We start from the raw sequence: 21,360 nt of genomic DNA on the forward strand, positions 1-21,360 counted from the left end.
AAGGCGTCGCGACCTTAAGCTTTCGCAATGTGCGAAGTTACAGGTTCTCGCGGAGCCAGGCGGCGGCCTTGGCGACCGGGTTGGCGCGGGGGTCCAGCGGCTCGCGGCGCAGCTTGGCGGAGTGCAGGGCCTTGGCCGAGACCGCCTCGCGCGGGCCGAAGGCGGCGCGGTGCAGGATGCCGGCGGCGGCGGTGAAGGCGGGGCCGGAGGCTGCGTCGGCCAGGTGCGGCACACGGCGCGGACGGCCCAGGCGCACGGGGCGGTCGAAAACGCGCACAGCCACTTCGCGGACGCCGGCGAGCTGGCTCGCGCCGCCGGTGAGCACCAGGCCCGCGCCAGGCTCGACGGGGGCGCCGGAGGCCTTCAGCCGGTCGCGCAGCAGCTCCAGCGTCTCTTCCACGCGCGGCGCGATGATGCCCTTCAGCAGGGACCGCGGCGCGATGACCGGGCCGGCGCCCGGGTCGTCGCCGCGCGGCGGCGCCTCGATCATCTCGCGGTCCTCGTTGGCCGAGGCAATCGCCGAGCCGTGCAGGGTCTTGATCCGCTCGGCGCCGGCGATGGAGGTGGAAAGCCCGCGCGCGATGTCCTGGGTGACGTGCTGGCCGCCAACGGGGACGGTCTCCACGTGCACGAGGCTGCCGGAGTTGAACACGGCGGCGGATGTCGAGCCGCCACCCATGTCGATGCAGACGCTGCCCAGGTCCATCTCGTCTTCTTCCAGCGCGGCGAGCGCGGAGACGAAGGGCGCGGCGACCACGCCGTCGAACTGCAGGTGGGCCCGCTCGACGCAGGCGCCCAGCGTCTGGAACACGGCCTCGGAGACGGAGACGACCAGCAGCTCGACGCCGAGCGTGCGGCCGAACATGGCTCGCGGGTCCTTCACGCCCCCCTGCCCGTCCACGCTCCAGGCGATCGGCAGGATGTGGGCGGCTCTACGGCCCGGCAGCTTGATCTGCGACAGGGCGTGGTGGATGGCGCGGACGAGGTCGTTGTCGGCGATGGGGCGCGCGCCGATGGAGACGCGGCCCGCCACGCGGGTCGACGTCAGCTGGCCGCCGGCGGTCGCCACCGTCACGCCCTGCACGTTCACGCCCGCGACGTTCTCGGCCCGCTCCACGGCCTGGGCGATGGCCTCCGAGGCCTCGTCGAGGTTCACGATCGAGCCGCCGCGGATGCCGCGCGACTGCACGTAGCCGACGCCGGCCGCGGTCAGCGTCCGGTCGCCGCGACGCACCCCGTCCGGCTTCATGATGAAGCAGGTCACCTTCGAGGCGCCCAGGTCCACGGCCGCCACGACCGGCGGACGCGACAGCGCCTTCTTCAGCCCCTCGCGGCTGTCCTTCCCGGCTTCTGCTCGGGGAGCGGTTTTCAGCATCTCCTTCGCCTTACCCACTCACGCCCCCTGCGCCGGCAGTTCGCCGGGCGGGGCGGTCTCACGCGGCCTCACGGCCACCACGTCGGGGTTGCGCAGGTCGATGCGCGCAAACCCCAGCTCCAGGATCCGCGAGCGCTGGTCCAGCTGTTCGAGCTGCATCAGCGCCTCTTCCTCGCCGACGGCGGGAAGCTGGATCAGGCCGCCGTCCTTCATGCGAAGGTCCCAGCGGCGGTTGTCGACACGCACAAGGGCGTCCATCTGCTGCATCATCCGCGGCCGTTGGGCGAGGACAGGCAGGATCTGCGGGGCGTGCTCGGCGCCGCCCGCGCCCACCACCAGCGGCAGGTTCGGGAAGCGGCCGGGATCGGCCTCGGGGATCGGGTTGCCGGCGGCGTCGATCACGACGGTCTTGCCGCCGTGCTGCCAGACGGCCAGTTGCTTGCGCTCCACGACGGCGATGACGAGCGTGTCGGGCAGCAGGCGCACGACGCGCGCTTCCTTCACCCAGCCCACCTGCTCCACCCGCTCGCGCACGGTCTCCAGGTCGAGACCCAGCAGTGGCTGGTCCTTGTAGACCTGGGCGGCGGCGACGATGTCGGGCGTCGCCATCTTCGAGGCGCCCTCGACGTGGACGGCGGCGAGGCGGAAGCCGGCCTGGCCGAACTTGCCGTCGATGCCAGCGCCGATCGCATGCGCCAGCTTCTCGCCGCGGTGGCCGGTGGCGAGCACGCCAACGAGCGCCAGGACCAGGACGGCCGCGCCCAGCAACAGGCCCTGCTTCGGGGAGAGGCCGCCGCCTAGGGCGCGCGGCGGAGCGGCCGGCGCGCTGCGGCGAGCCGAGGGACGCTTTCCAGAGCTCGGGGGCGCTTTGGCCCGGGGTTTCGCTTCAGTTCGCGTTCCCCCCCGCACTGCCGCGGGCATAAGCGTCCTCCGTGATCCAAAGCACCAACTGGTCGAATCCCACGCCCTGCGCCGCCGCCTGCTCCGGGACGAGCGAGGTGGGCGTCATGCCTGGCTGGGTGTTGACCTCTAGAAGGACCATGATGTCGTTAATGTCGTCATAACGCAGGTCCGACCGCGTAACGCCCCGGCAACCAAGAGCCGCGTGCGCCATCTCCGACATTTTCAATGCCTTTTCAAACGCATGCGGCGGAATCCGGGCGGGGACGATGTGCTGGGACCCACCTTCCGCATATTTGGCTTCGTAGTCGTAGAACTCGTGATCGGTAGTAATTTCGGTAACCGTCATGGCCTTGCCGTCCATCACGCCGACGGCCAGCTCCAGGCCGCGGATGAACGGCTCCACCAGCACCTCGTCGCCGTAGGTCCAGGACGGGTCCGCGATCTGGGTCGGCGGGCCGTTGGAGCCCTCGCGGACGATGAACACGCCCACGGAAGATCCTTCGGCATTGGCCTTGGCGACGTAGGGCGGCGGCATGACGTGTTCGCGGGCCACGTCAAAGCGGTTGAACAGGCCTCCGCCCGGCACCTCGACGCCGGCCGCCGCCAGCACGGCCTTCGACTTGGCCTTGTCCATCGCCAACGCCGAGGCCAGCACCCCGCAGTGGGTGTAGGGCAGGTTCAGCGTCTCCAGCACGCCCTGGACGCAGCCGTCCTCCCCCCACTCGCCATGCAGGGCGTTGAAGCAGACGTCCGGCTTCAGTCGGCTGAGCACCTGGGCGATGTCGCGGCCGGCGTCGACGCGGCTGACCTGGGCGCCCAGCCGCTCCAGGGCGTCGGCGCAGGCGGCGCCGGAGACCAGGCTCACCTCCCGCTCCGACGAGATGCCCCCCAGCAGGACGGCGACGTGGTGTCCGGAGAGAGGCGCGGCCATGGGGAGGTCTCGAGGCTGGAGGTGGCTCAGGGGGCCGATCCTCTACGCCATTCCTTGGGAATCCGTGACTGCGGCTGCTGACAAAAGGCTGTCAGGAGGGGCGGCCTACACAGGTGGCGAGGGAGAACCGACATGACCGCCGCCGCCCACAAGCCCCGCCCGCACGTGGCCACCGTGCTGGACGAGGTCCCGACGCCGCCCTGCGCCCGCCTGCTGGGCTGGCACGTGCTCGACGTGAACGCCGCCCAGGGTTGGATCCGCATCGGCTTCGAGGCCAAGCCGGAGTTCACCAACCCTGCGGGCTTCATCCAGGGCGGGTTTCTCTCGGCCATGTTGGACGACACCATGGGCCCGGCGGTGTTCGTGCACAGCGAGGGCGCGCTCTACACGGCGACCATCGACTTCAACGTGAGCTTCCTGGCGCCGGCCAAGGTCGGCCCGATCGTCGGCGAGGGGCGGGTGATCAAGCTCGGCAAGACGGTGGGCTTCGTGGAGGCCTATCTCTGCGACGCCGAGGGGGAGATGATCGCCCACGCCACCTCCACCGTGCGGCTCGTCCCGGCGGAGAAGGCGCTCGGCTAGTCGGGGAAGTGGGCGCGGGCGAGCGCCTGGAGCTCGGCCTCCGGGAGGTCCGCCTTGCTGGCGACCGCCCAGAGATCGAGGAACGGGCGCCGGCGCTTCGCCGCGACCTTGAGAAAGCCCGCGGCGGTGAGCGCGTTCACGAGCGTCTGCAGCGTGAAGCCGCAGCGGTGGGCCATGTAGACCTGGCCGCGCGCGATGGCCGCGCCGTGGCCGTAGAGGATGTCCATGGCCGAGATGGGCCCGGCCGGCGAGGTGTAGAGCGGCTCCGTCAGCCTGCCTCCGGCGACGAAGTTGGCGACCATCTGCAGGTCGGGACAGGTGATCACCACGAAGCCGTCGGGCTTCAGCACCCGCTGGAACTCCGCCAGCGCGGTCGGCACCTCGTGGATGTAGAGGTGCTCGATGTTGTGGCTCGAGAAGATCGCGTCCACCGAGCCGCTGTCGACCGGCGACATGTCGGTCATGTCGGCGATGACGTCGGGCTGCACGTCCGGGCTGATGTCGAGGCGCACCTCCGTCCACTGCGGCCCGTTGAAGCCTGCGGTGGTGCGGTCCTTCCGCTTCTGGCCGCAGCCGACGTGGAGGAAGGTGGGCATGGTCAGTACGGAAAGTGCTGGGCCGCGAGGTCGCGCAGCTGCGGCTCGGCCATCGGAGCCCTGGCGGCCAGGGCCCACAGGTCGAAGGCGTAGGCGCGGCGCATGACGCCGACGCTGGCGAACCCCGCCTGGTTCAGCACCTGCTTCAGGAGCGTCTGGGTAAAGCCGCACTTGTGGGCCATGTAGGTCTTGCCCTGCACGAGCGACCGGCCGTAGCCGAACAGGACGTCGTGCGCCGAGATGGGCCCCGACGGCGAGGTGTAGAGCGGCTCGTGCAGCTCGCCCTTCGCCACCCGCTCGGCCACCGCCTGCAGGTCGGGGCAGTTGATCACCACGAAGCCGTCGGGCTTCAGCACGCGCCGGAATTCGGCCAGCAGCGCCGGCACTTCGTGGAAGAAGACGTGCTCCACGTTGTGGGCCGAATAGATGGCGTCGGCGAAGCCGTCGGGCACCGCCGACATGTCGAGCATGGAGCCGATGATGTCCGGCTCCACGTCGGGGTCGATGTCGAGGCGGACCTCGTCCCAGTCCGGCGTGGCGAAGCCGCGTGTCGTGTCCGCCTTGCGCAGCGTCCCGGAGCCGACATGCAGGAAGAGCGGCATCAGCCGGGCCTGCCGATGCGCTTGATCTCCCACTCGAGCTCGACGCCGAACTTCGCCTTCACGTCGGCGCGGACCGCCTCCCCCAGGCCTTCCAGGTCGGCGGCGGTGGCCTCGCCGCCGTTGATCAGGAAGTTGGAATGCAGCGGCGAGAACATCGCCCCTCCATAGGGCCTGCCGCGCCAGCCGGCCTCGTCGACCAGCTTCCAGGAGGAGTGGCCCGGAGGGTTCTTGAAGGTCGAGCCGCCGGTCTTCTCGCGGATCGGCTGGGTCTTCTCGCGCCGCTCGGTGATCTCGGCCATGCGCGCGGTGATGGCGGTGGGGTCGTCAGGCCGGCCCTCGAACTCCGCGCGGGTGACGACCACGCCCTCCTCCGAGCCCCAGCCGTGGCGGTAGACGAACTCGCCGGGCTTATCGTAGCTGACGGGCTCGCCCCTGCGGTCGAGGCCGTGGGCGCGGACGCAGACCTCGCGGGTCTCGGCGCCGTAGCAGCCGGCGTTCATGGCCACAGCCCCGCCCACCGTGCCGGGGATGCCGGCGTAGAACTCCAGCCCCGCCAGGCCTTCGGCGGCCGCAGCCTTGGCGAGTTGGGCGTCGAGCACGGCGGCGCCGGCGGTGAGCCGGGTGTCCCCCGTGCGCTCGACACCTGCGAAGGGCTTGCCCAGGCGGATGACCACACCGTCGACGCCGCCGTCCCGGACCAGCATGTTGGAGCCGACGCCGGTGGCAATGACCGGTACGCCGGGATCGAGCCCGCTGAGGAAGGCGGCCAGGTCGGCCTCGTCGGCCGGCATGAAGATCGCGTCCGCCGGGCCGCCGACCCGCAGCCAGGTGAACGGCGCCAGCGGCTCGTCCCGGAGCACGCGGCCGCGGACCTGCGGCAGCTTGTCTTTCCAACTCATTCGGCGGCTTCGCCCAGGGCCTGCAGCTGGTCGGGGAGCGCGTAGGCCCAGCTGGTGATGTCGCCGGCCCCCAGCAGCACCACCAGGTCGCCGGGCCGCGCCTCCTCGCGCACCATGCCGGCCAGCGCGGCGGGGCCGTCCAGCGGCAGGACGCGGCGGTGACCGCAGCGCCTAAGCCCCTCGACGAAGCTATCGCGGTCGATGCCTTCGATGGGCGCCTCGCCGGCCGCGTAGACGTCGGCCACGATGACCGTGTCGGCGTCGTTGAAGCAGCGGCAGAATTCCTCCAGCAGGTCGCGCAGCCGGCTGTAGCGGTGCGGCTGGACGACGGCGATGACCTTGCCCTCGCTGACCGCGCGGGCAGCGTTGAGCACCGAGGCGATCTCCACCGGATGGTGGCCGTAGTCGTCGACGATGCGCACGCCGTTGGCCACCCCGGTGGTGGTGAACCTGCGCTTCACCCCGCCGAAGCCGGCGAGCCCTGAGCGGATGGCGTCCACGGGCACGCCCAGCTCGCGGGCCACGGCGATGGCGGCGAGCGCGTTCTGCACGTTGTGCTGGCCGGCCATCGGCAGGGTGATGTCGTCCAGGGTGATGTAGTCGCCGCTGCGCGGGTTGATGACCACGGAGAAGCGGGCGCCGTCGGGGCCCATGGTGACGTTGTGCGCGCGCACCTCGGCCTGCGGGTTGAGGCCGTAGGTCACCAGCCGGCGGTTCTCCACCCGCGCGGCCATGGCCTGCACCTCCGGGTGGTCCACGCAGACGGCGGCGAAACCGTAGAAGGGGATGTTCTCCACGAAGTCCCGGAAGGCCTTCTTCACCGCCTCGAAGTCCCCGTAGTGGTCGAGGTGCTCGGGATCGATGTTGGTGACGATGGCGACGGTGGTCTTGAGCTTCAGGAAGGTGCCGTCGCTCTCGTCGGCCTCGACCACGATCCAGTCGCCGGCTCCGACCTTCGCATTGGTGCCGTAGGCGTTGATGATGCCGCCGTTGACCACCGTCGGATCCAGCCCGCCGGCGTCCAGAAGGGCCGCGACCATGGATGTCGTCGTGGTCTTGCCGTGGGTGCCGCCCACCGCCACGGACCACTGCAGCCGCATCAGCTCGGCGAGCATCTCGGCGCGGCGGACCAGCGGCAGGCGCCGGTCGCGGCCGGCCACCATCTCCGGATTGTCGGCCTTCACGGCGGTCGAATAGACGATGGCGTAGGCCCCATCGACGTTGGCGGCGTCGTGGCCGATGAAGATCCTCGCGCCCAGCTTCTCCAGCCGCTCGGTGTTGGCCGACGCCTTGGCGTCGGAGCCCTGCACCGTGTAGCCGGTGCGCATCATGATCTCGGCGATGCCGCTCATGCCGATGCCCCCGATGCCGATGAAGTGCACGGGACCGATCTCGAAGGGGACGGGGCGGCGGGTCATGCCGCCGTGCTAGCGCCGACCGCGGCCCGTAGCAATTGCTAGCCGGCGCGGGCGGTCTGCTCCACGACGTCGGCGAGGCGCTCGGCGGCGTCGGGGATGGCGACGGAGCGGGCGGCGGCGGCCATGCGGGCCAGGCGCTGGGGGTTGGTGAGCAGCTTCTCCAGTGCGGTGGAAAGCGTCTGGACGGTGAGCTGGTGCTCGCGGGCGATCTCCGCGCCGCCGGCGTCGGCCAGCAGCTTGGCGTTCTGGCCCTGGTCGTCGTCCAGCGCGATGGCCAAGGGCACCAGGATCGAGGGCTTGCCGGCCACCGCGAACTCGCAGACCGACCCCGCGCCGGCCCGGCCGATCACCAGGTGGGCGGCGGCCAGGCGGCTGGCCATGTCGCGGAAGAAGGGCGCGATCTCGGCGTCGACCACGGCGTCGCGGTAGATGCGGCGCGCGGTGTTCATGCTCTCCTGCCGCGTCTGCTGCTGCACCACCAGCCGCGCGCGCAGGCCCTCCGGCAGGGTCGCGATGGCTTCCGGCACCAGCTCGGACAGCAGGCGCGCGCCCTGGCTGCCGCCGGTGACCAGCAGGCGCACGGGCCCATCCGCCGTCGGCGGGTCGTAGGGCAGCTCGGCGAGCGCGCGGATCGGCGGGCGGACCGGGTTGCCGACGACGATCGCCTTGCCGGCCACCTTCTCGGGAGCCTTGGCCAGCGTCGGAAAGGCGCAGGCGATGGTCTTCACGTGCGGGGCGAGGCGCCGGTTGGTCCGGCCCATCACCGCGTTCTGCTCGTGGATGACGGTAGGACGCCGATCGAGGATGGCGCCCACCAGCGCAGGCGCGGACGGATAGCCGCCGAAGCCGACGACGACGTTCGGCCCCACCTCGCGGTAGAGCGCGCGGGCCTGGTTGGCGCCGCGCAGGACCGCGAAGCCGGCGCGCAGCATGCCGATGGGGTCGCCGCGCTTGAAGGTGGCGGCGGAGAGCGGGATGCGCCGCTCGGCCGGGAAGTCCTGCGCCAGGCCCGCCACCCGCTCGTCGGAGGCCAGGATCACCCCCCAGCCGCGCGCGATCAGCGCCTCGGCCAGGGCCTGAGCCGGGAAGAGGTGTCCGCCGGTGCCCCCGGCGGCGACGACCGCGAGCTTTCGCATCAGGCGGCTTTAAGCAAAGGCGCCGGCCTTGGCGAGGCCCTCCGGCGGGACGTAGGCGCCGGGCCGCCTGCGGGTGAGCGCCAGGGCCATGCCCAGCGTCAGCCCCATGGCCAGCATGGACGAGCCGCCGTAGCTGATGAACGGCAGGGTCATGCCCTTGGTCGGGATCATGTTGAGGTTCACGGCGACATTGATGATCGCCTGCTGGCCCACCAGCACGAAGAGGCCCGCCGCAGCCACCTGCTCGAAGGGGTCGGAGAGCTTCATGGCCCGGTAGAGGCCGCGGATCACCACGAAGGCGAAGAGGCTGATCAGCAGGAGGCTGAAGACCAGCCCATACTCCTCGGCGCCTACCGAATAGATGAAGTCGGTGTGCAGGTCGGGCACGTGGCGCTTCATGACGCCCTCCCCCGGCCCGCGGCCGAACAGGCCGCCGGCCGAGATGGCCTCGGCGGCGCGGTCGACCTGATGGGTGTCGGCGGTGTCCGGCGACAGGAACTTGTCCACCCGCGCATGCACGTGCGGCAGCAGGAAGTAGGTCGACGACAAGCCCGCGACTGCCGTCGCCCCGAGCAGCATCACCCAAGACATCGGCACGCCCGCCATCCAGAAGGCCGCGCCGAAGGCGACGGTGATCAGCACCGACTGGCCCACGTCGGGCTGGGTGAGCAGCAGGCCGATTGAGACGGCATAGAGCAGGAAGGCGATCGAGACGCCCGGGACCCCCTGCCCCTTCTGCCCCTCGGCGAACATCCAGGCGACCAGGACCACCAGCGCAGGCTTCATGAACTCCGACGGCTGGAAGCCGAACCCGCCGATCTGGATCCACCGCACCGCCCCCTTGGCGGTGTGGCCAATGAACGGCAAGGCGATCATCACCAGGATCATCGCGGTCCAGATGAAGAAGGCCGCCCGCCGTATCCCCTTCACCTCGAGCATGGAAACCGTGAGGAGGATGCCCCCCGAGACGACCGCGAAGACGCATTGCCGGACCGCGAAGTGGAAAGGGTCCCCGATGTTCATGCGCACCGCCGCGGCGGGGCTGGCGGCGAAGCTCATCAGCACGCCGATGCCAATCAGCAGGGCCAGGACGCCCAGGATCCAGCGGTCGACGGTCCACCACCACACGCCGACCGCGGTGCGGTCGGAGCGGGCGAAGGCGTGCGCCTGCGAGGGCGTCATGCGGCGCCCCGCGCCGCGGCGCCGGAGGCGATCCGCTGGACCGCGCGCCGGAAGGCCTCGCCGCGATCCTCGAAGTCGGTGAACTGGTCGAAGGAGGCGGCCGCCGGCGACAGCAGCACGATAGCCTCGTGGCCCGAGGCCGCGGCGTCGGCATGGGCGGCGGCCACGGCGGCGTCCATGGTCCCGGCCTGCACGACCTCGGCCTTGCCGCTCAACGTCCGACCGAACTCGGCGGCGCCCTCGCCGATCAGGTAGGCCTTCTCGATGCGCGGGAAGAGGTCGGTGAGACTCTCGATGCCGCCCGTCTTGGGCTGGCCGCCGGCGATCCAGTAGAACTTGGGATAGCTCGACATCGCCTGGCGGGCGGCGTCGGCGTTGGTGGCCTTGCTGTCGTTCACGAACCGGACGCGGCCCAGCACGCCCACCGTCTCCATGCGGTGCGCCAGGCCCGGGAAGCTCATCAGGTGCTCGGCGACTTCCTCCGGCGGAATGCCGAGGCCGCGAGCGGCGGCGTAGGCGGCCGCGGCGTTCTGCCAGTTGTGGCGGCCCGGCAGCGAACGCGCGCGCTTCAGGTCGGCGATCTCCACCGCGCGATCGGCAGTGGCGTCGTAGAGCAGGCCGTCCAGGGCATAGACGCCGCGGCCCATGGCCTTGGACGCCGAGACCGGCACGATGGTGCGGCGGTTGGCGGCGGTGATCTCGGTGCAGATGCGCGCGCCGTAGGGGTCGTCGACGCCGATCACAGCGGTGTCACCCTTGCCCTGGTTCAGCAGGATGCGGCGCTTGGCGGTGACGTAGTTCTCCATCGTCCCGTGCCGCTCCAGGTGGTCCGGGGAGATGTTGAGGATGATGGAGACGTCGGCCTTTAGGCTGGAGGTCAGGTCGAGCTGGTAGGAGCTCATCTCCAGGACGTAGACGGCGCCGCCGTGCATGTCCTCGAGGCCCAGCACGCCCACGCCGATGTTGCCGCCGATCCGGGTGTCCCGGCCGGCCTGGGCGCAGATGTGGCCGATCAGCGACGTGGTCGTCGACTTGCCGTTGGTGCCGGTGATCGCCACCACCTTCGGCCGCTTGTGCTCCGGCGCGGCGTTCACGGTGCGCGCGAAGAGCTCAATGTCGCCCAGGATCTCGACACCGGCGGCGCGGGCCTTCTCCACCGTCCAGTGCGGCGCGGGATGGGTCAGCGGCACGCCGGGCGACAGCATCACCGCGGCGAAGCGGCTCCAGTCGGCGCTGGTCAGGTCCACGACCGGGAAGCCTTCCGCTTCGGCGGCGGCGCGCGCGGCCGGCCGCTCGTCCCAGAGCGCGACCTGCGCCCCGCCGGCGACCAGCGCGCGCGCGGCGGCGAGGCCCGTACGGGCCAAGCCGAACACGGCGACCGTCCTGCCTTCGAAGCCGCGGACCGGGATCATGGCTGAGCGCTTTCCCTCCCTACCGCAGCTTGAGGGTGGCGAGGCCGAGCAGGGCCAGCATCACCGCGACGATCCAGAAGCGGATCACCACCGTGGATTCCGACCAGCCGAGCTTCTCGAAGTGGTGGTGCACCGGCGCCATGCGGAACACCCGCTTGCCTGTCAGCTTGAACGAGGCGACCTGGATCATCACCGACAGCGTCTCGGCCACGAACAGGCCGCCGATCACGCCCAGCACGATCTCGTGGCGGGTGGCGACAGCCACCGTGCCGACGGCCCCGCCGAGCGCCAGCGAGCCGGTGTCGCCCATGAAGATCTTCGCCGGGGGCGCATTGTACCAGAGGAAGCCCAGGCCGGAGCCGATCAGGGCCCCTGCGAAGACCGCGATCTCGCCCACCCCGGGGACGAAGTGGAGCTGCAGGTAGTTCGAGAAGACGAAGTTGCCCACCAGGTAGGCGATCACGCCATAGGCCGCGGCCGCGATCATCACCGGGACCGTCGCCAGGCCATCGAGGCCGTCGGTGAAGTTCACCGCATTGGCCGCGCCGACGATGATGAAGCCGCCGAACAGCAGGTAGAACCAGCCCATGTCGAGCACGAGCTGCTTGAACACCGGGAAGGTCACGCTGGTGAGCAGCCCCGGGCTTTCCGGAGGCTTCGTCGCGAACAGGATGATCAGCGCCACGGCGGCAAACGCGATGGCGAACTCCATGGCCAGCCGGATCGGCCCGGAGATGCCCGCCGTGGTCTGGCGCGTGACCTTGGCGTAGTCGTCGAGGAAGCCCAGCAGGCCGAAGCCCGCGGTAACGATCACCACCGCCCAGACGTAGGGGTTCGACAGGTCGCTCCACAGCAGCGTCCCGCCCAGCAGACCGGCCAGGATCATCACCCCACCCATGGTCGGGGTGCCGGCCTTCTCGATGATGTGGCGCTCGATGCCTTCCTTGCGGATCGGCTGGCCCTTGCCCTGCTTGGCCTGCATCCAGCGGATGAAGCGCGAGCCCATGGCCACGACGATCAACTGCGCCGTGAACAGCGCCATGCCGGTGCGGAAGGTTTGGTATTTCAGGAGGCGAAGGACGGAGTAGCCGTCGGCCGAAAGCTGTTCGTACAGCCAGTAGAACATCAGCCCGCCTCCCCGTCGGAATCGAGCGCACGGAGGGCCGCGGCGACCGCGCCGGCCTTCGATCCGTTCGACCCCTTCACCATCACCAGGTCGCCGGGCTCTACGGCGCGGACGACCTGCGGCGCGAGTTCCGCCGCCGTTTCCGCGTACGCTCCCCGCCGAGTCGGAGGAAGGGCGTCCCAGAGGCTTTTCATCAGCGGGCCGGCGCAGAACACCCTATCAATTGAGGCGCGCTCCAGCGGTTCTGCGAGGCCGCGGTGGAAGTCATGCGCCTGCTCGCCGAGCTCCAGCATGTCAGTAAGCGCGACGATGCGCCGCCCCTCGGTCCCGCGGGCGCCGAGTGTGGCGATCGCCGAGGCCATGGAGATCGGGTTGGCGTTGTAGCTTTCGTCGATCAGGGTGACGGTCCCGCCCCGTACCCGCAACAGCTTCTCGGCGCCGCGGCCTTCCAGCGGCTCGAACGAGCCGAGCGCCGCCAGGCTGTCGGAGAGGTCGACGCCCAGCGCCTCGTGCATCAGCAGCACGGCCATGGAGTTCAGCCCCCAGTGGAAGCCGGTCTGCAGGATCGGGAAATCCAGCCCCTTGCCGTGCAGGCGCGCCTGCACGGCGGCGTGCGGCGAGGGGACCTGAAAGTCGATCAGGCGGGCGTCGCAGTCGGCGCCCGTGCCGAAGGTCAGCACCTGCGCGCCCACGGTCTCGGCCGCGTCCTTCAGGAAGTCGAACCAGACGTTGTCGGCGTTCAAGATCGCGACGCCGCCCGGCTCAAGGCCCTCGAAGATCTCGGCCTTGGCGCGTGCGACACCCTTCTCGCCATCCGGGAAGTTCTCGGTGTGCACGGGCCCCACGGTGGTGATCACCACCGCGTGCGGGCGCACGAACTTCGTCAGAGGGCGGATCTCGTCGGCGTGGTTCATGCCGACCTCGAACACCGCGCGCTCTGTCTCCCGCGGCATCCTCGCCAGGGTCAGCGGCACGCCGATATGGTTGTTGTAGGACTTCACCGACGAATGCGCGCGCCCGGCAAGGCGCAGCCCGGCCATCACCGCCTGGGTGACGCTGGTCTTGCCGACCGAGCCGGTGACCGCCCCGCGGCGGACGTGCGGAGCCCGCTCCCGCGAGGCGACGCCCAGCTTCTCCAGGGCGGCCAAAACCTCGCCCTCGACCTTCACCGAAGGCCCGGGCACGTCTCGCGAGACCAGTGCGCCGGCGGCGCCCTTGCCCATCGCCTGCTCGACGAACTCGTGGCCGTCGCGCACGCCACCCAGCGCCACGAACAGGTCGCCGGGCTCCAGCGTGCGGGTGTCGATGGACACGCCGGCCGCCGCGAAGTGCGCGGTCACCCGGCCGCCGGTCGCAGCGGCGATCTCGTCTGCGGTCCAGAGCGGCTCAGCCATGGACCAGCTCCAGCGCCTGCGCCGTCGCGGTCACGTCGTCGAAGGGATGGGTCACGCCGGCGACCAGTTGGCCCTGCTCATGGCCTTTGCCGGCCACCACCAGGATGTCGCCATCCGACAGCATGGCCGCCGCGGCGCGGATCGCCTCGCGGCGGTCGCCGATCTCCCGGGCGCCCTTCGCGCCCTCCAGCACCTCGGCGCGGATGGCCGCGGGCTCCTCGGAGCGGGGGTTGTCGTCGGTGACGATGGCGACGTCGGCGAGCTCGGCGGCGATGCGACCCATGATCGGCCGCTTGCCGCGGTCGCGGTCGCCGCCGGCGCCGAAGACCACGATCAGCTTGCCGCGAACGTGCGGGCGGAGCGCCTTCAGCACCGTCTCAAGACCGTCCGGCGTATGGGCGTAGTCGACGTAGGCCTCGCCGCCGCGTGGACCGGAGCCCACGCGCTGCAGGCGGCCGGCGGCGCCGTCGAGGGTCTCCAGCCCCGCGAACGCCTCCTCCGGCGTCAGCCCTGCGGCGATGCAGAGGCCGGCCGCCACCAGGGCGTTGGACGCCTGAAAGCCGCCGGCGAGCGGCAGGCGGATGTCGTAGGGGCGCCCGGCCGTCTCCACCTTCAGCCGCTGGCCCTCGGGGAGCAGGGTGCGCTCCACGAGCTTCAGCCCCTGCCCCGCCTCGCCCACCGACATGATCGTCTGGCCGGCGATCACCGCGGCCGCGGCGAAGGTGGGGAACGCCTCGGAGTCGGCGTTCAGCACCGCCGTCCCGCCGCGCGGCAGCAGGGTCTCGAAGAGGCGCAGCTTGGCGGCCTGATAGGCCTCCATGGTCCCGTGGTAGTCGAGGTGGTCCTGCGTCAGGTTCAGGAACCCCGCCGCCTTCAACCGCACGCCGTCCAGCCGGCGCTGGTCGACGCCATGCGACGACGCCTCCATTGCGAAGTGGGTCACGCGCATGTCGGCCAGCTTGGCCAGCCATTCGGCGACGTCGGCCGCATCGGGCGTGGTGAGCCCCGGGGGCGTCAGCTGTTCGTGCGTCCCATCGGGTTGCGAGACGGTGATCCCCAGCGTGCCCATGCTGGCCGAGGTGCGGCCCGCGTGCGCGAACATCTGGCGGCAGAAGTTGGCCACCGAGGTCTTCCCGTTGGTGCCGGTGACCGCGATGCACACGTCCGGCTGCTTGGCCCAGAAGGCGGCGGCGGCCAGCGCATAGACCCTACGCGGATCCGGCGTCGCGATCGTCGGAACCGAGAGGCCCAGCTCGCGCTCGGCGATGACCGCGACAGCGCCCTGATCCACGGCCTTCGCGGCGAACTCCGCGCCATCGACCTTGGTCCCCGGCAGGGCGGCGAACAGAAAGCCCGGCTTCACCTTGCGGCTGTCGGCGGTGACGCCGGTGATCTCTGGGTCGGCGGCAAGCTCGCGCCGGACGATCTCGGACAGGCGCCGGGTCATTGCGCCTCTCCCGGCGCGGGCGGCGCGGGCGCGGCAAGCGTCAGGATGTCGGCCTTTCGCTTCACGCCCAGGAACGGCGCGATCCGCGCGATGGTCTTGCCCGCCGCCGGCGCCGCCACCCAGCCACCGGTCGAGTAGCCGAAGGTGTTGGCGCTGGGCTTGGGCTCGTCCATCAGGATCAGCACGAAATACCGGTCCTCGGTCACCGCGCCATCGGTCGGGAAAACCGCGGCGAACGACGAGACCTGCCGGTTGTGGTTGTAGGCCCGGATGGCGGGATCGTACTTCTCGCCGGTGCCGGTCTTGCCGCCGACCGAGAGGCCCGGCACGTCGGCCTTGCCGCCTGAGCCGCCGGTCACGTTCGCCCGCATGATCTGCAGCATCTGGGCGCTGGTGCGCTCGCTCATCACCCGGGCGGCCTGTGGACGGGCGCCCTTCTCCAGCTTGCGGATGGTCAGAGGCGGCATGACCCCCCCGTTCAAGAGCGCGCCCATCGCGCGCGCAAGCGCCAGCGGGCTCACATTCAGGCCATGTCCGAACGAGGTGGAGGCCACTGCGTCGATGTCCCACTTCTTCGGCGTCAGCGGGCGCGCGGATTCGAACAGCTCCACCTGCGCCGGCTTGGTGAGGCCGAGCGCCGAGAAATACTGCTCCATCTTCTGCGGGCCGACGCCGAGGGCCAGCTTGGCGGTGCCGATGTTGGACGAGTGCTGGAACACCTCAACCAGGGTCAGGATCTTCCGGGCCGCGTGGTAGTCGTGGATCGTCCGGTAGCCGAGCTTCATGGGCTCACGGGCGTCGAAGGTGGAGCTGGGCGTCGCCACGCCTGCGTCGAGGCCGATGGCGACCGTGAACGCCTTGAACGTGGAGCCCATCTCGAAGACGGCGGCGGCGGCCCGGTTCAGTCGCTCGCTGTCGGTGGCCCCGCCCGGGTCGTTGGGGTCGTAGGCCGGCCAGCTGGCCATACCCAGGATTTCGCCGGTCTGGACGTTGGTGACGAGGCCGACGGCGCCGACGGGCCGGAACTCCATCGCCGCCTTGGTGAGCTCGTCCTCCAGCGCCGCCTGCACGCGCAGGTCGATGGAGAGCGGCACGGGCGTGTTCGCGGCGGCCGCCCGGCGGATGTCCTCGTTCAGCGCCGCTTCCGCGCCGGAGAGGCCCTCGCCGCCCGTGTCGGCGAAGCCGATGATGTGGGCGGCCGTCTTGCCCAGCGGATAGACCCGCCGCTCCTCCGGCTCGAACGAGACGCCGGGCAGGCCCAGAGCGTGCACCCGCGCCTTGGCCTCGGGCGTGAGACCGCCCAGGACGAAGATGCGGCGCTCGCCGCGGAGGGCGCGTTCCAGCCGTTGGGCGTCGAGCTCGGGCAGCGTGGCGGTGAGCGCGCGGCGCGCCTCCGCGGTGTCCCAGATCTCGCGCGGGTCGATGTAGAGCCCGTAGTGCAGCAGGTCAGCGGCCAGCAGCATGCCGTTGCGGTCGACGAGGTCCGCGCGCGCGGCCCCCACCGGGGTTGCATAGCCGCCCGAGCGCAGGCCGGAGAACACCGCCGCCCGCGTGGCGCCGACCGCCAGGATCACGAACAGGAGCCCAAACAGGCCCAGCACCACGAAGATGCGGATGCGGGTGTCGTCCTCGGGCCGGCCCGAGGCGCGCGCCCGCTCGAAGGCGTGCTCCAGCTGCCAGACCCGCCGGGCGAACCAGCGCGAGACCGGCGAGCCGCCGAGCGCCTGCTGCCCGAGGCTCATCGGGCGGCCTCGTCAGCCGCGGGCCCGTCCTCGACGACCGGCGCGGCCGGCGCAGGCGCCGGCGCGGCGACCGCCGGCTTCTCGACCGGCTTGCGGGCGACGTCCACCAGCGCGTCCGGGCTCGTCTCCCGCTTCACCGAGATCGGCGCCAGGCCAAGGTAGGCTTCGGAAAGATGGCCGATGCGGGCGGGCTGCTCGAGGTGGCTGACCTCGGCCTGCAGCAGGCGGATGCGCGCCTTCTCGGCGGCGATCTGGCGCTCGACGCGGGCGATCTCGGCGCGCTCGCGCCCGGCCACGGTCTTGAACAGGTAGACGCCCAGGATCAGCACCACGAGCAGGCCGAGCGCCACCAGGTCGACCAGCCGGAAGCCCCGGACCCTGCGCTCGAGCAGCATCATGCCGCATCCCTCCAGACCGGCGCGTCGGTGCGCACGGCCGCTCTCAGTTTCGCCGAGCGGGCACGGGGGTTGGCCGCCACCTCCTCGTCCGACGGCGCGCGCGCGCCGTTGAACAGGAGCTGGAAGCTGGGCGCTGCGCCGGCCTGGACCGGCGGCGCGTGGCGCGAGCCCGCTGGCGTTCTACCCGCTCGCACCGCCAGGAAAGACTTCACGATTCTGTCTTCCAGCGAATGGAATGTGACGACGCACAGCCGCCCATTTGGCCGCAGCACGCGCTCGGCGGCGGCCAGGCCGGCCTCCAGCTCCGAAAGCTCCTCGTTGACGGCGATGCGGATGGCCTGGAAGGACCGCGTCGCCGGGTGCACCTTGGCGCCGCGCCGGCCGCCCAGGGCCTTCTCGATGAACTCGGCGAGTTCCAGGGTGCGGGTGAACGGCTGCTCGGCCCGGCGGCGCTCAATGGCGCGCGCGATGCGCCGGCTCTGCCGCTCCTCGCCGTAGACGAAGAGGATGCGCGCCAGCTCGGCCGGCTCGGCGGTGTTGACGAGGTCGGCGGCGGTGGGGCCGTCGGCGCCCATGCGCATGTCCAGCGGCCCGTCGCGCATGAAGGAGAAGCCGCGGTCGGCCTCGTCGAGTTGCATGGAGGAGACGCCGAGATCCAGCGCCACGCCGTCGACGCCCGCCTCGCCGACTTCCTGGTCCATTTCGGAGAAGCGGCTCTCGACCAGCCGGAAGCGGTCGGCGGGCAGGCCCTCTGCGAAGCGGCGGGCGGTGGGGTCGCGGTCGAAGGCGATGACGCTGGCGCCGGTGGCCAGGATCGCGCGGGCGTAGCCGCCGGCGCCGAAGGTGCCGTCGATCACCGTCTTGCCGGGGCCGGTCTCAAGGGCCGCGACCACCTCGGCCATGAGCACGGGGACGTGGGGCGCGCCGCTCATTGCGCGGCCCCGAGCTTGGCGGCGCGTTGCTGGGCGCGCAGCTGCGCCAGCCCCTCGCGGGCGAGCTCGCGCTGAGCGGCGCGGTGGGCGTGGAAAGCCTCGCGCTGCCAGATCTGGAACCGGTCGCCGAGGCCCACGACCACCACCCAGTCGGTGAGGCCGAACATCTCGCAGAGGCTTTCCGGCAGGGTGATCCGGCCGGCGGTGTCGAAGGACAGCCTGGCCATGCCGCCGAGCACCGAGGTCTCCAGGGCCGAGCGAAGCGGATCGCCGAACGGCAGCTCCTCGATCACGCCCATGTAGCGGTCGAACAGCGCCTGGCCGCCGCCCTCGATGCAGTCGGCCTCGATGGAGGGGAAGCAGATGACTCCGTCGAAGGGCCCGGCGGCGAGCGCGCGGAACTCCTGCGGCACGACGATGCGCCGTTTCGCGTCCAGCTGTTTCTCGAAGGTCGAGAGAAACATCCCGCCCGCCTGCCCCTGCCCGCCTCGCAACCGCCGCGCTGTCCGCCCCGCCCCCGGCGCAAATCAGCTTGGTTAGCGAATGGTGACTGGGTTAACACGGGACTGAATGGGACACAATGACTCTGGATGACTCAGCAGGCGCAAAAACGCACGCCGATACGGGGTCCACGCCCCGCGTGATCTGTGGCTCGCAATGAAGGGATCAGACGGCCTGTAAGCCGGGTTCTGTGCCGCCCCCTTGCGGAGACGCGGCGGCCATTCCTCTGGACCGACCCTCGCGGGCCGGTTCTCGCGACCTACCCGGGTCCCTCAGGCCTACGACAGCCCTATCCCGGAGCAAGTCCGGGACGCGGAACCCCTATTCGGTCTTGCTCCTGGCGGGGCTTGCCGTGCCGTCCCTGTTACCAGGAACGCGGTGGGCTCTTACCCCACCCTTTCACCCTTACCTCTCCGAAGAGGGGCGGTTTGCTTTCTGTGGCGCTATCCCTGGGGTCGCCCCCGGCGGGCGTTACCCGCCGCCATGTCGTCGTGGAGCCCGGACTTTCCTCGACCCCCGAAGGGGCCGCGACCGCCCGGCCGTCTGATCCGGGCGGACCTTGGTGGCTCGGAGAACGGGAGTCAAATCAGCTTCGCCAGCGGGTGGTCACCCAGGCCGCGGACCACGGCCGCCCGGTCCGCGTCGCCCTTGTTCTGCGAGAGCTTGAAGGTGCCCTCCAGCCGCTCGACCGTGAGCCGCACCCCCATGATCGCCCGCGTCATGGCCTCGAAGCGTCCCGGCGTCATCTTGGCCCGCGTCCATGGCGGCTTCGGCAGCAGCTTTGCCTCCTCCTGGGCGGACAGCGCGTCGAGCAGCGCCACGAGCCCGGTGTCATCCAGTCCCACACACGCGCCTTCCACCTCTACCGTGACGTAGTTCCAGGTCGGCACCTGGTCGGCGGCCTCGTACCAGTCGGGGCTGACGTAGGCGTCGGGGCCGAGGCTCACCAGGGTGGCGCGGAAACCGTCCGCGACGAAGGCGGTGAGCGCATTCTTGCGGGAGAGGTGGAAGTCCAGCGCCAGCCTGCCCTCCAGCCGCCGCGCGATCACCGGCGCATGGGCGATCCGCACGCGGCCGTCTGGGGCAGCAGCGACCGTGCACAGCGGCTGCCGCTCCAACTGCGCCAGCAGCGTCGCCTCGTCCTCGACGCGGAAGCCCGGCGCGGGATGCATCAGGCGCCGAGCCGCAGCAGGGCGATCAACCGCGCGCGGGTCTCCCCATCGGCGACGCCGTCGAACCGCTCGGGGCGCCAGTGCCGCTGGAAGGCGCTGACCACCGTCTTCGTGTGCGCGTCGTACTTGCCGGACGGCGCGCAGTCGTAGCCCAGGCGTGTCAGTCCTGCCTGCAGGGCGAAGACGCCGGCGCCCTCCTCGCCCTCGGCCAGCGGCGCGCCGGGCGCGGGCGGGACCTCGGCCCACAGCCCGTGACCCGCCTCCGCCAGCCGCCGCCAGGGGAACAGCTCGCCGGGATCGATCTTGCGATCGGGCGCCACGTCGGAGTGGCCGACGATATTGCGGTCCTCGATGGTCCACCGCGTTCGGATGTCTGCAACAAGTTCGATCACCGCCGCGATCTGCGGCTCCGGGAAGGGGCGGTAGCCGAACTCGTGGCCCGGATTGACGATCTCGATGCCGACCGAATTCCCGTTGACGTTCTCCACCCCGCGCCAGAACGAGCGGCCGGCGTGCCAGGCGCGGCGCTCCTCCGGCACCAGCCGGAACACGCGGCCGTCTTCTTCCACCAGGTAGTGCGACGAGACCTTGGCTTCCGGATCGCGCAGGCGGGCGAGCGCGCCTTCCCCGGTCTCCATGCCGGTGTAGTGCAGGACGAGGACGTCGGGCGGCGCGGTGCGGGCATCGAAGTTGGGCGACGGCGCCTCGATCACGTTCATTGCGCGCGGTTCCGTATGGCCATGAGCAGCGGCATCACCTGGGAGCCCCTCAACGCGATGATCAGCACGCCGGTCAGCGCGAGCACCGCGCCGATCGCCATCCGCGGCCCGAACGGGTCGTGCAGGATCGCCACCCCGAGCCCGATCGTGAAGAGCGGCGTCAGCAGCGTCAACGCGGAGATCAGGTTGGCCTCGTAACGCTGGATCAGCACGAAGTAGCCGGAGTGCGCCGCCAGCGAGACCACCAGGGCCGAGAACAGCACCGCCGCCAGGAAAGGCCAGCCGGCCGCGAGCCCCGCCTGCACCTGGCCGGGCTCCAGCCGGGCGGAGAGCACCGCCAGCGGCCACACCGAGGCGAACCCCACCCACGCCTGGTAGGTGAGCGGCTTCACCCCCTCCATCCCCTTGATCAGCACCGCGCCGAGCGAGCCCGCGAAGGCCGCCGCGGCCACGAACAGCAGGCCTGCGGAGATGCTGAGCCCGTGCGGGTCCCACATCACGGTCATGGCGCCGGCGAAGGTGAGCGCGATGCCGACGCCGCGGCGCCAGCGGATCCGCTCGCCCAGCATCACCATCGACAGCAGCAACGTCATCGGCATGCCGAGTTGCAGCACCACGGCCGCCGACGAGGCGGTGGACAGCTTCAGGCCCACGAACATCAGGGCGAAGTTGCCGCCGCCCATCAGCAGCGCCACCAGGATCAGCCGCCAGTAGGGCCGAGGCGCCGGGAACAGGAACGGCACGGTCGCCGCCGCCACCACGGCGAACCGCGCTGCCGCATAGAACAGCGGCGGCACGTCCATCCCGCTCACCACATGCTTGGAGATGATGTTGTTGAGGGCCCAGGTCAGGCACACCGCCAGCATCAGTCCGAGGTCGCGGAGGGACATGGC

Annotated in this window: 21 protein-coding genes and 1 other RNA gene; 1 reads left to right on the forward strand and 21 read right to left on the reverse strand. The window is 71.0% G+C overall.

The features are described from left to right. Nucleotides 1–37 precede the first annotated feature (37 nt). The 3 genes from ftsA to VIL76_RS09115 are packed head-to-tail and all read right to left on the reverse strand — an operon-like array spanning nt 38 to nt 3,209. Complete coding sequence (gene ftsA / locus VIL76_RS09105) at nt 38–1,375, reverse strand: cell division protein FtsA (RefSeq protein ID WP_332044705.1); 1,338 nt, start codon at nt 1,373–1,375, stop codon at nt 38–40. 18 nt (nt 1,376–1,393) lie between these two features. Continuing rightward, nucleotides 1,394–2,296, reverse strand: coding sequence for a cell division protein FtsQ/DivIB (locus tag VIL76_RS09110; RefSeq protein ID WP_414695425.1), 903 nt, complete (start codon nt 2,294–2,296; stop codon nt 1,394–1,396). Next, the gene (locus VIL76_RS09115; RefSeq protein ID WP_332044707.1) at nt 2,262–3,209 is read right to left on the reverse strand and encodes a D-alanine--D-alanine ligase; all 948 of its coding nucleotides are present in this window, start codon (nt 3,207–3,209) and stop codon (nt 2,262–2,264) included. Before VIL76_RS09115 ends, VIL76_RS09110 begins: the two co-directional genes overlap by 35 nt. Before the next feature lie 132 nt (nt 3,210–3,341). Between VIL76_RS09115 and VIL76_RS09120 the strand changes: the two genes are divergently transcribed. Next, nucleotides 3,342–3,791: a PaaI family thioesterase gene (locus VIL76_RS09120; RefSeq protein WP_332044708.1), complete on the forward strand. Its 450-nt coding sequence runs from the start codon at nt 3,342–3,344 to the stop codon at nt 3,789–3,791. Here the strand turns inward: VIL76_RS09120 and VIL76_RS09125 are convergent. From VIL76_RS09125 to VIL76_RS09210, 18 genes are all read right to left on the reverse strand, one after another. Next, a complete protein-coding gene (locus VIL76_RS09125; protein WP_332044709.1) occupies nt 3,788–4,387 on the reverse strand; it encodes a class I SAM-dependent methyltransferase in 600 nt (199 codons plus the stop codon). The genes VIL76_RS09120 and VIL76_RS09125 overlap by 4 nt on opposite strands. 2 nt (nt 4,388–4,389) lie before the next feature. Beyond that, nucleotides 4,390–4,989: a class I SAM-dependent methyltransferase gene (locus tag VIL76_RS09130; protein WP_332044710.1), complete on the reverse strand. Its 600-nt coding sequence runs from the start codon at nt 4,987–4,989 to the stop codon at nt 4,390–4,392. After that, nucleotides 4,989–5,888, reverse strand: coding sequence for a UDP-N-acetylmuramate dehydrogenase (gene murB / locus VIL76_RS09135; protein WP_332044711.1), 900 nt, complete (start codon nt 5,886–5,888; stop codon nt 4,989–4,991). Before murB ends, VIL76_RS09130 begins: the two co-directional genes overlap by 1 nt. Further along, a complete protein-coding gene (gene murC, locus VIL76_RS09140) occupies nt 5,885–7,306 on the reverse strand; it encodes a UDP-N-acetylmuramate--L-alanine ligase (RefSeq protein WP_332044712.1) in 1,422 nt (473 codons plus the stop codon). The genes murB and murC overlap by 4 nt, the downstream gene beginning before the upstream one ends. Nucleotides 7,307–7,344: 38 nt before the next feature. Continuing rightward, nucleotides 7,345–8,442, reverse strand: coding sequence for an undecaprenyldiphospho-muramoylpentapeptide beta-N-acetylglucosaminyltransferase (murG, locus tag VIL76_RS09145; protein WP_332044713.1), 1,098 nt, complete (start codon nt 8,440–8,442; stop codon nt 7,345–7,347). Nucleotides 8,443–8,451: 9 nt separating this feature from the next. After that, the gene (gene ftsW, locus VIL76_RS09150; protein ID WP_332044714.1) at nt 8,452–9,624 is read right to left on the reverse strand and encodes a putative lipid II flippase FtsW; all 1,173 of its coding nucleotides are present in this window, start codon (nt 9,622–9,624) and stop codon (nt 8,452–8,454) included. Next, nucleotides 9,621–11,036 (reverse strand): UDP-N-acetylmuramoyl-L-alanine--D-glutamate ligase, encoded by a 1,416-nt coding sequence (gene murD / locus VIL76_RS09155; RefSeq protein WP_332044715.1) that lies wholly within the window; start codon nt 11,034–11,036, stop codon nt 9,621–9,623. Before murD ends, ftsW begins: the two co-directional genes overlap by 4 nt. Before the next feature lie 19 nt (nt 11,037–11,055). Continuing rightward, entirely contained in the window at nt 11,056–12,162 is a 1,107-nt protein-coding gene (gene mraY / locus VIL76_RS09160) for a phospho-N-acetylmuramoyl-pentapeptide-transferase (protein ID WP_332044716.1), read from the reverse strand. Further along, nucleotides 12,162–13,556 (reverse strand): UDP-N-acetylmuramoyl-tripeptide--D-alanyl-D-alanine ligase, encoded by a 1,395-nt coding sequence (locus tag VIL76_RS09165; RefSeq protein WP_332044717.1) that lies wholly within the window; start codon nt 13,554–13,556, stop codon nt 12,162–12,164. Before VIL76_RS09165 ends, mraY begins: the two co-directional genes overlap by 1 nt. Further along, nucleotides 13,549–15,003, reverse strand: coding sequence for a UDP-N-acetylmuramoyl-L-alanyl-D-glutamate--2,6-diaminopimelate ligase (locus tag VIL76_RS09170; RefSeq protein WP_332044718.1), 1,455 nt, complete (start codon nt 15,001–15,003; stop codon nt 13,549–13,551). The genes VIL76_RS09165 and VIL76_RS09170 overlap by 8 nt, the downstream gene beginning before the upstream one ends. Further along, entirely contained in the window at nt 15,000–16,745 is a 1,746-nt protein-coding gene (locus VIL76_RS09175) for a penicillin-binding protein 2 (protein WP_332044719.1), read from the reverse strand. The genes VIL76_RS09170 and VIL76_RS09175 overlap by 4 nt, the downstream gene beginning before the upstream one ends. Continuing rightward, on the reverse strand, nt 16,742–17,143 hold the full coding sequence (gene ftsL / locus VIL76_RS09180; RefSeq protein ID WP_332044720.1) for a cell division protein FtsL: 402 nt from the start codon (nt 17,141–17,143) through the stop codon (nt 16,742–16,744). The genes VIL76_RS09175 and ftsL overlap by 4 nt, the downstream gene beginning before the upstream one ends. Then, a complete protein-coding gene (gene rsmH, locus VIL76_RS09185; RefSeq protein WP_332044721.1) occupies nt 17,140–18,075 on the reverse strand; it encodes a 16S rRNA (cytosine(1402)-N(4))-methyltransferase RsmH in 936 nt (311 codons plus the stop codon). Before rsmH ends, ftsL begins: the two co-directional genes overlap by 4 nt. Next, complete coding sequence (locus VIL76_RS09190; protein ID WP_332044722.1) at nt 18,072–18,539, reverse strand: division/cell wall cluster transcriptional repressor MraZ; 468 nt, start codon at nt 18,537–18,539, stop codon at nt 18,072–18,074. Before VIL76_RS09190 ends, rsmH begins: the two co-directional genes overlap by 4 nt. 198 nt (nt 18,540–18,737) lie before the next feature. Beyond that, an RNA gene (gene rnpB / locus VIL76_RS09195) (RNase P RNA component class A) lies at nt 18,738–19,123 on the reverse strand. Between the two features lie 34 nt (nt 19,124–19,157). Further along, nucleotides 19,158–19,748, reverse strand: coding sequence for an FMN-binding negative transcriptional regulator (locus tag VIL76_RS09200; RefSeq protein WP_332044723.1), 591 nt, complete (start codon nt 19,746–19,748; stop codon nt 19,158–19,160). Continuing rightward, entirely contained in the window at nt 19,748–20,467 is a 720-nt protein-coding gene (locus VIL76_RS09205) for an N-acetylmuramoyl-L-alanine amidase (protein WP_332044724.1), read from the reverse strand. The genes VIL76_RS09200 and VIL76_RS09205 overlap by 1 nt, the downstream gene beginning before the upstream one ends. Beyond that, nucleotides 20,464–21,357, reverse strand: a complete 894-nt coding sequence (locus tag VIL76_RS09210; RefSeq protein WP_332044725.1) for a DMT family transporter — start codon at nt 21,355–21,357, stop codon at nt 20,464–20,466. Before VIL76_RS09210 ends, VIL76_RS09205 begins: the two co-directional genes overlap by 4 nt. Nucleotides 21,358–21,360: the final 3 nt, after the last annotated feature.

Origin of the sequence: Phenylobacterium sp., from assembly GCF_036563285.1 — a bacterium.
In the GTDB taxonomy this organism is placed as follows: Bacteria; Pseudomonadota; Alphaproteobacteria; order Caulobacterales; family Caulobacteraceae; genus Phenylobacterium.

What these genes read in the sequence shown, in the direction of transcription:
- ftsA (WP_332044705.1), bottom strand. Translation starts at nt 1,375, where the DNA reads ATGCTGAAAACCGCTCCCCGAGCAGAAGCCGGGAAGGACAGCCGCGAG.
- VIL76_RS09125 (WP_332044709.1), bottom strand. Translation starts at nt 4,387, where the DNA reads ATGCCCACCTTCCTCCACGTCGGCTGCGGCCAGAAGCGGAAGGACCGC.
- VIL76_RS09110 (WP_414695425.1), bottom strand. Translation starts at nt 2,296, where the DNA reads ATGCCCGCGGCAGTGCGGGGGGGAACGCGAACTGAAGCGAAACCCCGG.
- murG (WP_332044713.1), bottom strand. Translation starts at nt 8,442, where the DNA reads ATGCGAAAGCTCGCGGTCGTCGCCGCCGGGGGCACCGGCGGACACCTC.
- VIL76_RS09170 (WP_332044718.1), bottom strand. Translation starts at nt 15,003, where the DNA reads ATGACCCGGCGCCTGTCCGAGATCGTCCGGCGCGAGCTTGCCGCCGAC.
- VIL76_RS09190 (WP_332044722.1), bottom strand. Translation starts at nt 18,539, where the DNA reads ATGTTTCTCTCGACCTTCGAGAAACAGCTGGACGCGAAACGGCGCATC.
- murC (WP_332044712.1), bottom strand. Translation starts at nt 7,306, where the DNA reads ATGACCCGCCGCCCCGTCCCCTTCGAGATCGGTCCCGTGCACTTCATC.
- VIL76_RS09205 (WP_332044724.1), bottom strand. Translation starts at nt 20,467, where the DNA reads ATGAACGTGATCGAGGCGCCGTCGCCCAACTTCGATGCCCGCACCGCG.
- ftsL (WP_332044720.1), bottom strand. Translation starts at nt 17,143, where the DNA reads ATGATGCTGCTCGAGCGCAGGGTCCGGGGCTTCCGGCTGGTCGACCTG.
- VIL76_RS09120 (WP_332044708.1), top strand. Translation starts at nt 3,342, where the DNA reads ATGACCGCCGCCGCCCACAAGCCCCGCCCGCACGTGGCCACCGTGCTG.
- murD (WP_332044715.1), bottom strand. Translation starts at nt 11,036, where the DNA reads ATGATCCCGGTCCGCGGCTTCGAAGGCAGGACGGTCGCCGTGTTCGGC.
- VIL76_RS09115 (WP_332044707.1), bottom strand. Translation starts at nt 3,209, where the DNA reads ATGGCCGCGCCTCTCTCCGGACACCACGTCGCCGTCCTGCTGGGGGGC.
- VIL76_RS09130 (WP_332044710.1), bottom strand. Translation starts at nt 4,989, where the DNA reads ATGCCGCTCTTCCTGCATGTCGGCTCCGGGACGCTGCGCAAGGCGGAC.
- murB (WP_332044711.1), bottom strand. Translation starts at nt 5,888, where the DNA reads ATGAGTTGGAAAGACAAGCTGCCGCAGGTCCGCGGCCGCGTGCTCCGG.
- rsmH (WP_332044721.1), bottom strand. Translation starts at nt 18,075, where the DNA reads ATGAGCGGCGCGCCCCACGTCCCCGTGCTCATGGCCGAGGTGGTCGCG.
- VIL76_RS09165 (WP_332044717.1), bottom strand. Translation starts at nt 13,556, where the DNA reads ATGGCTGAGCCGCTCTGGACCGCAGACGAGATCGCCGCTGCGACCGGC.
- VIL76_RS09175 (WP_332044719.1), bottom strand. Translation starts at nt 16,745, where the DNA reads ATGAGCCTCGGGCAGCAGGCGCTCGGCGGCTCGCCGGTCTCGCGCTGG.
- mraY (WP_332044716.1), bottom strand. Translation starts at nt 12,162, where the DNA reads ATGTTCTACTGGCTGTACGAACAGCTTTCGGCCGACGGCTACTCCGTC.
- ftsW (WP_332044714.1), bottom strand. Translation starts at nt 9,624, where the DNA reads ATGACGCCCTCGCAGGCGCACGCCTTCGCCCGCTCCGACCGCACCGCG.
- VIL76_RS09200 (WP_332044723.1), bottom strand. Translation starts at nt 19,748, where the DNA reads ATGCATCCCGCGCCGGGCTTCCGCGTCGAGGACGAGGCGACGCTGCTG.
- VIL76_RS09210 (WP_332044725.1), bottom strand. Translation starts at nt 21,357, where the DNA reads ATGTCCCTCCGCGACCTCGGACTGATGCTGGCGGTGTGCCTGACCTGG.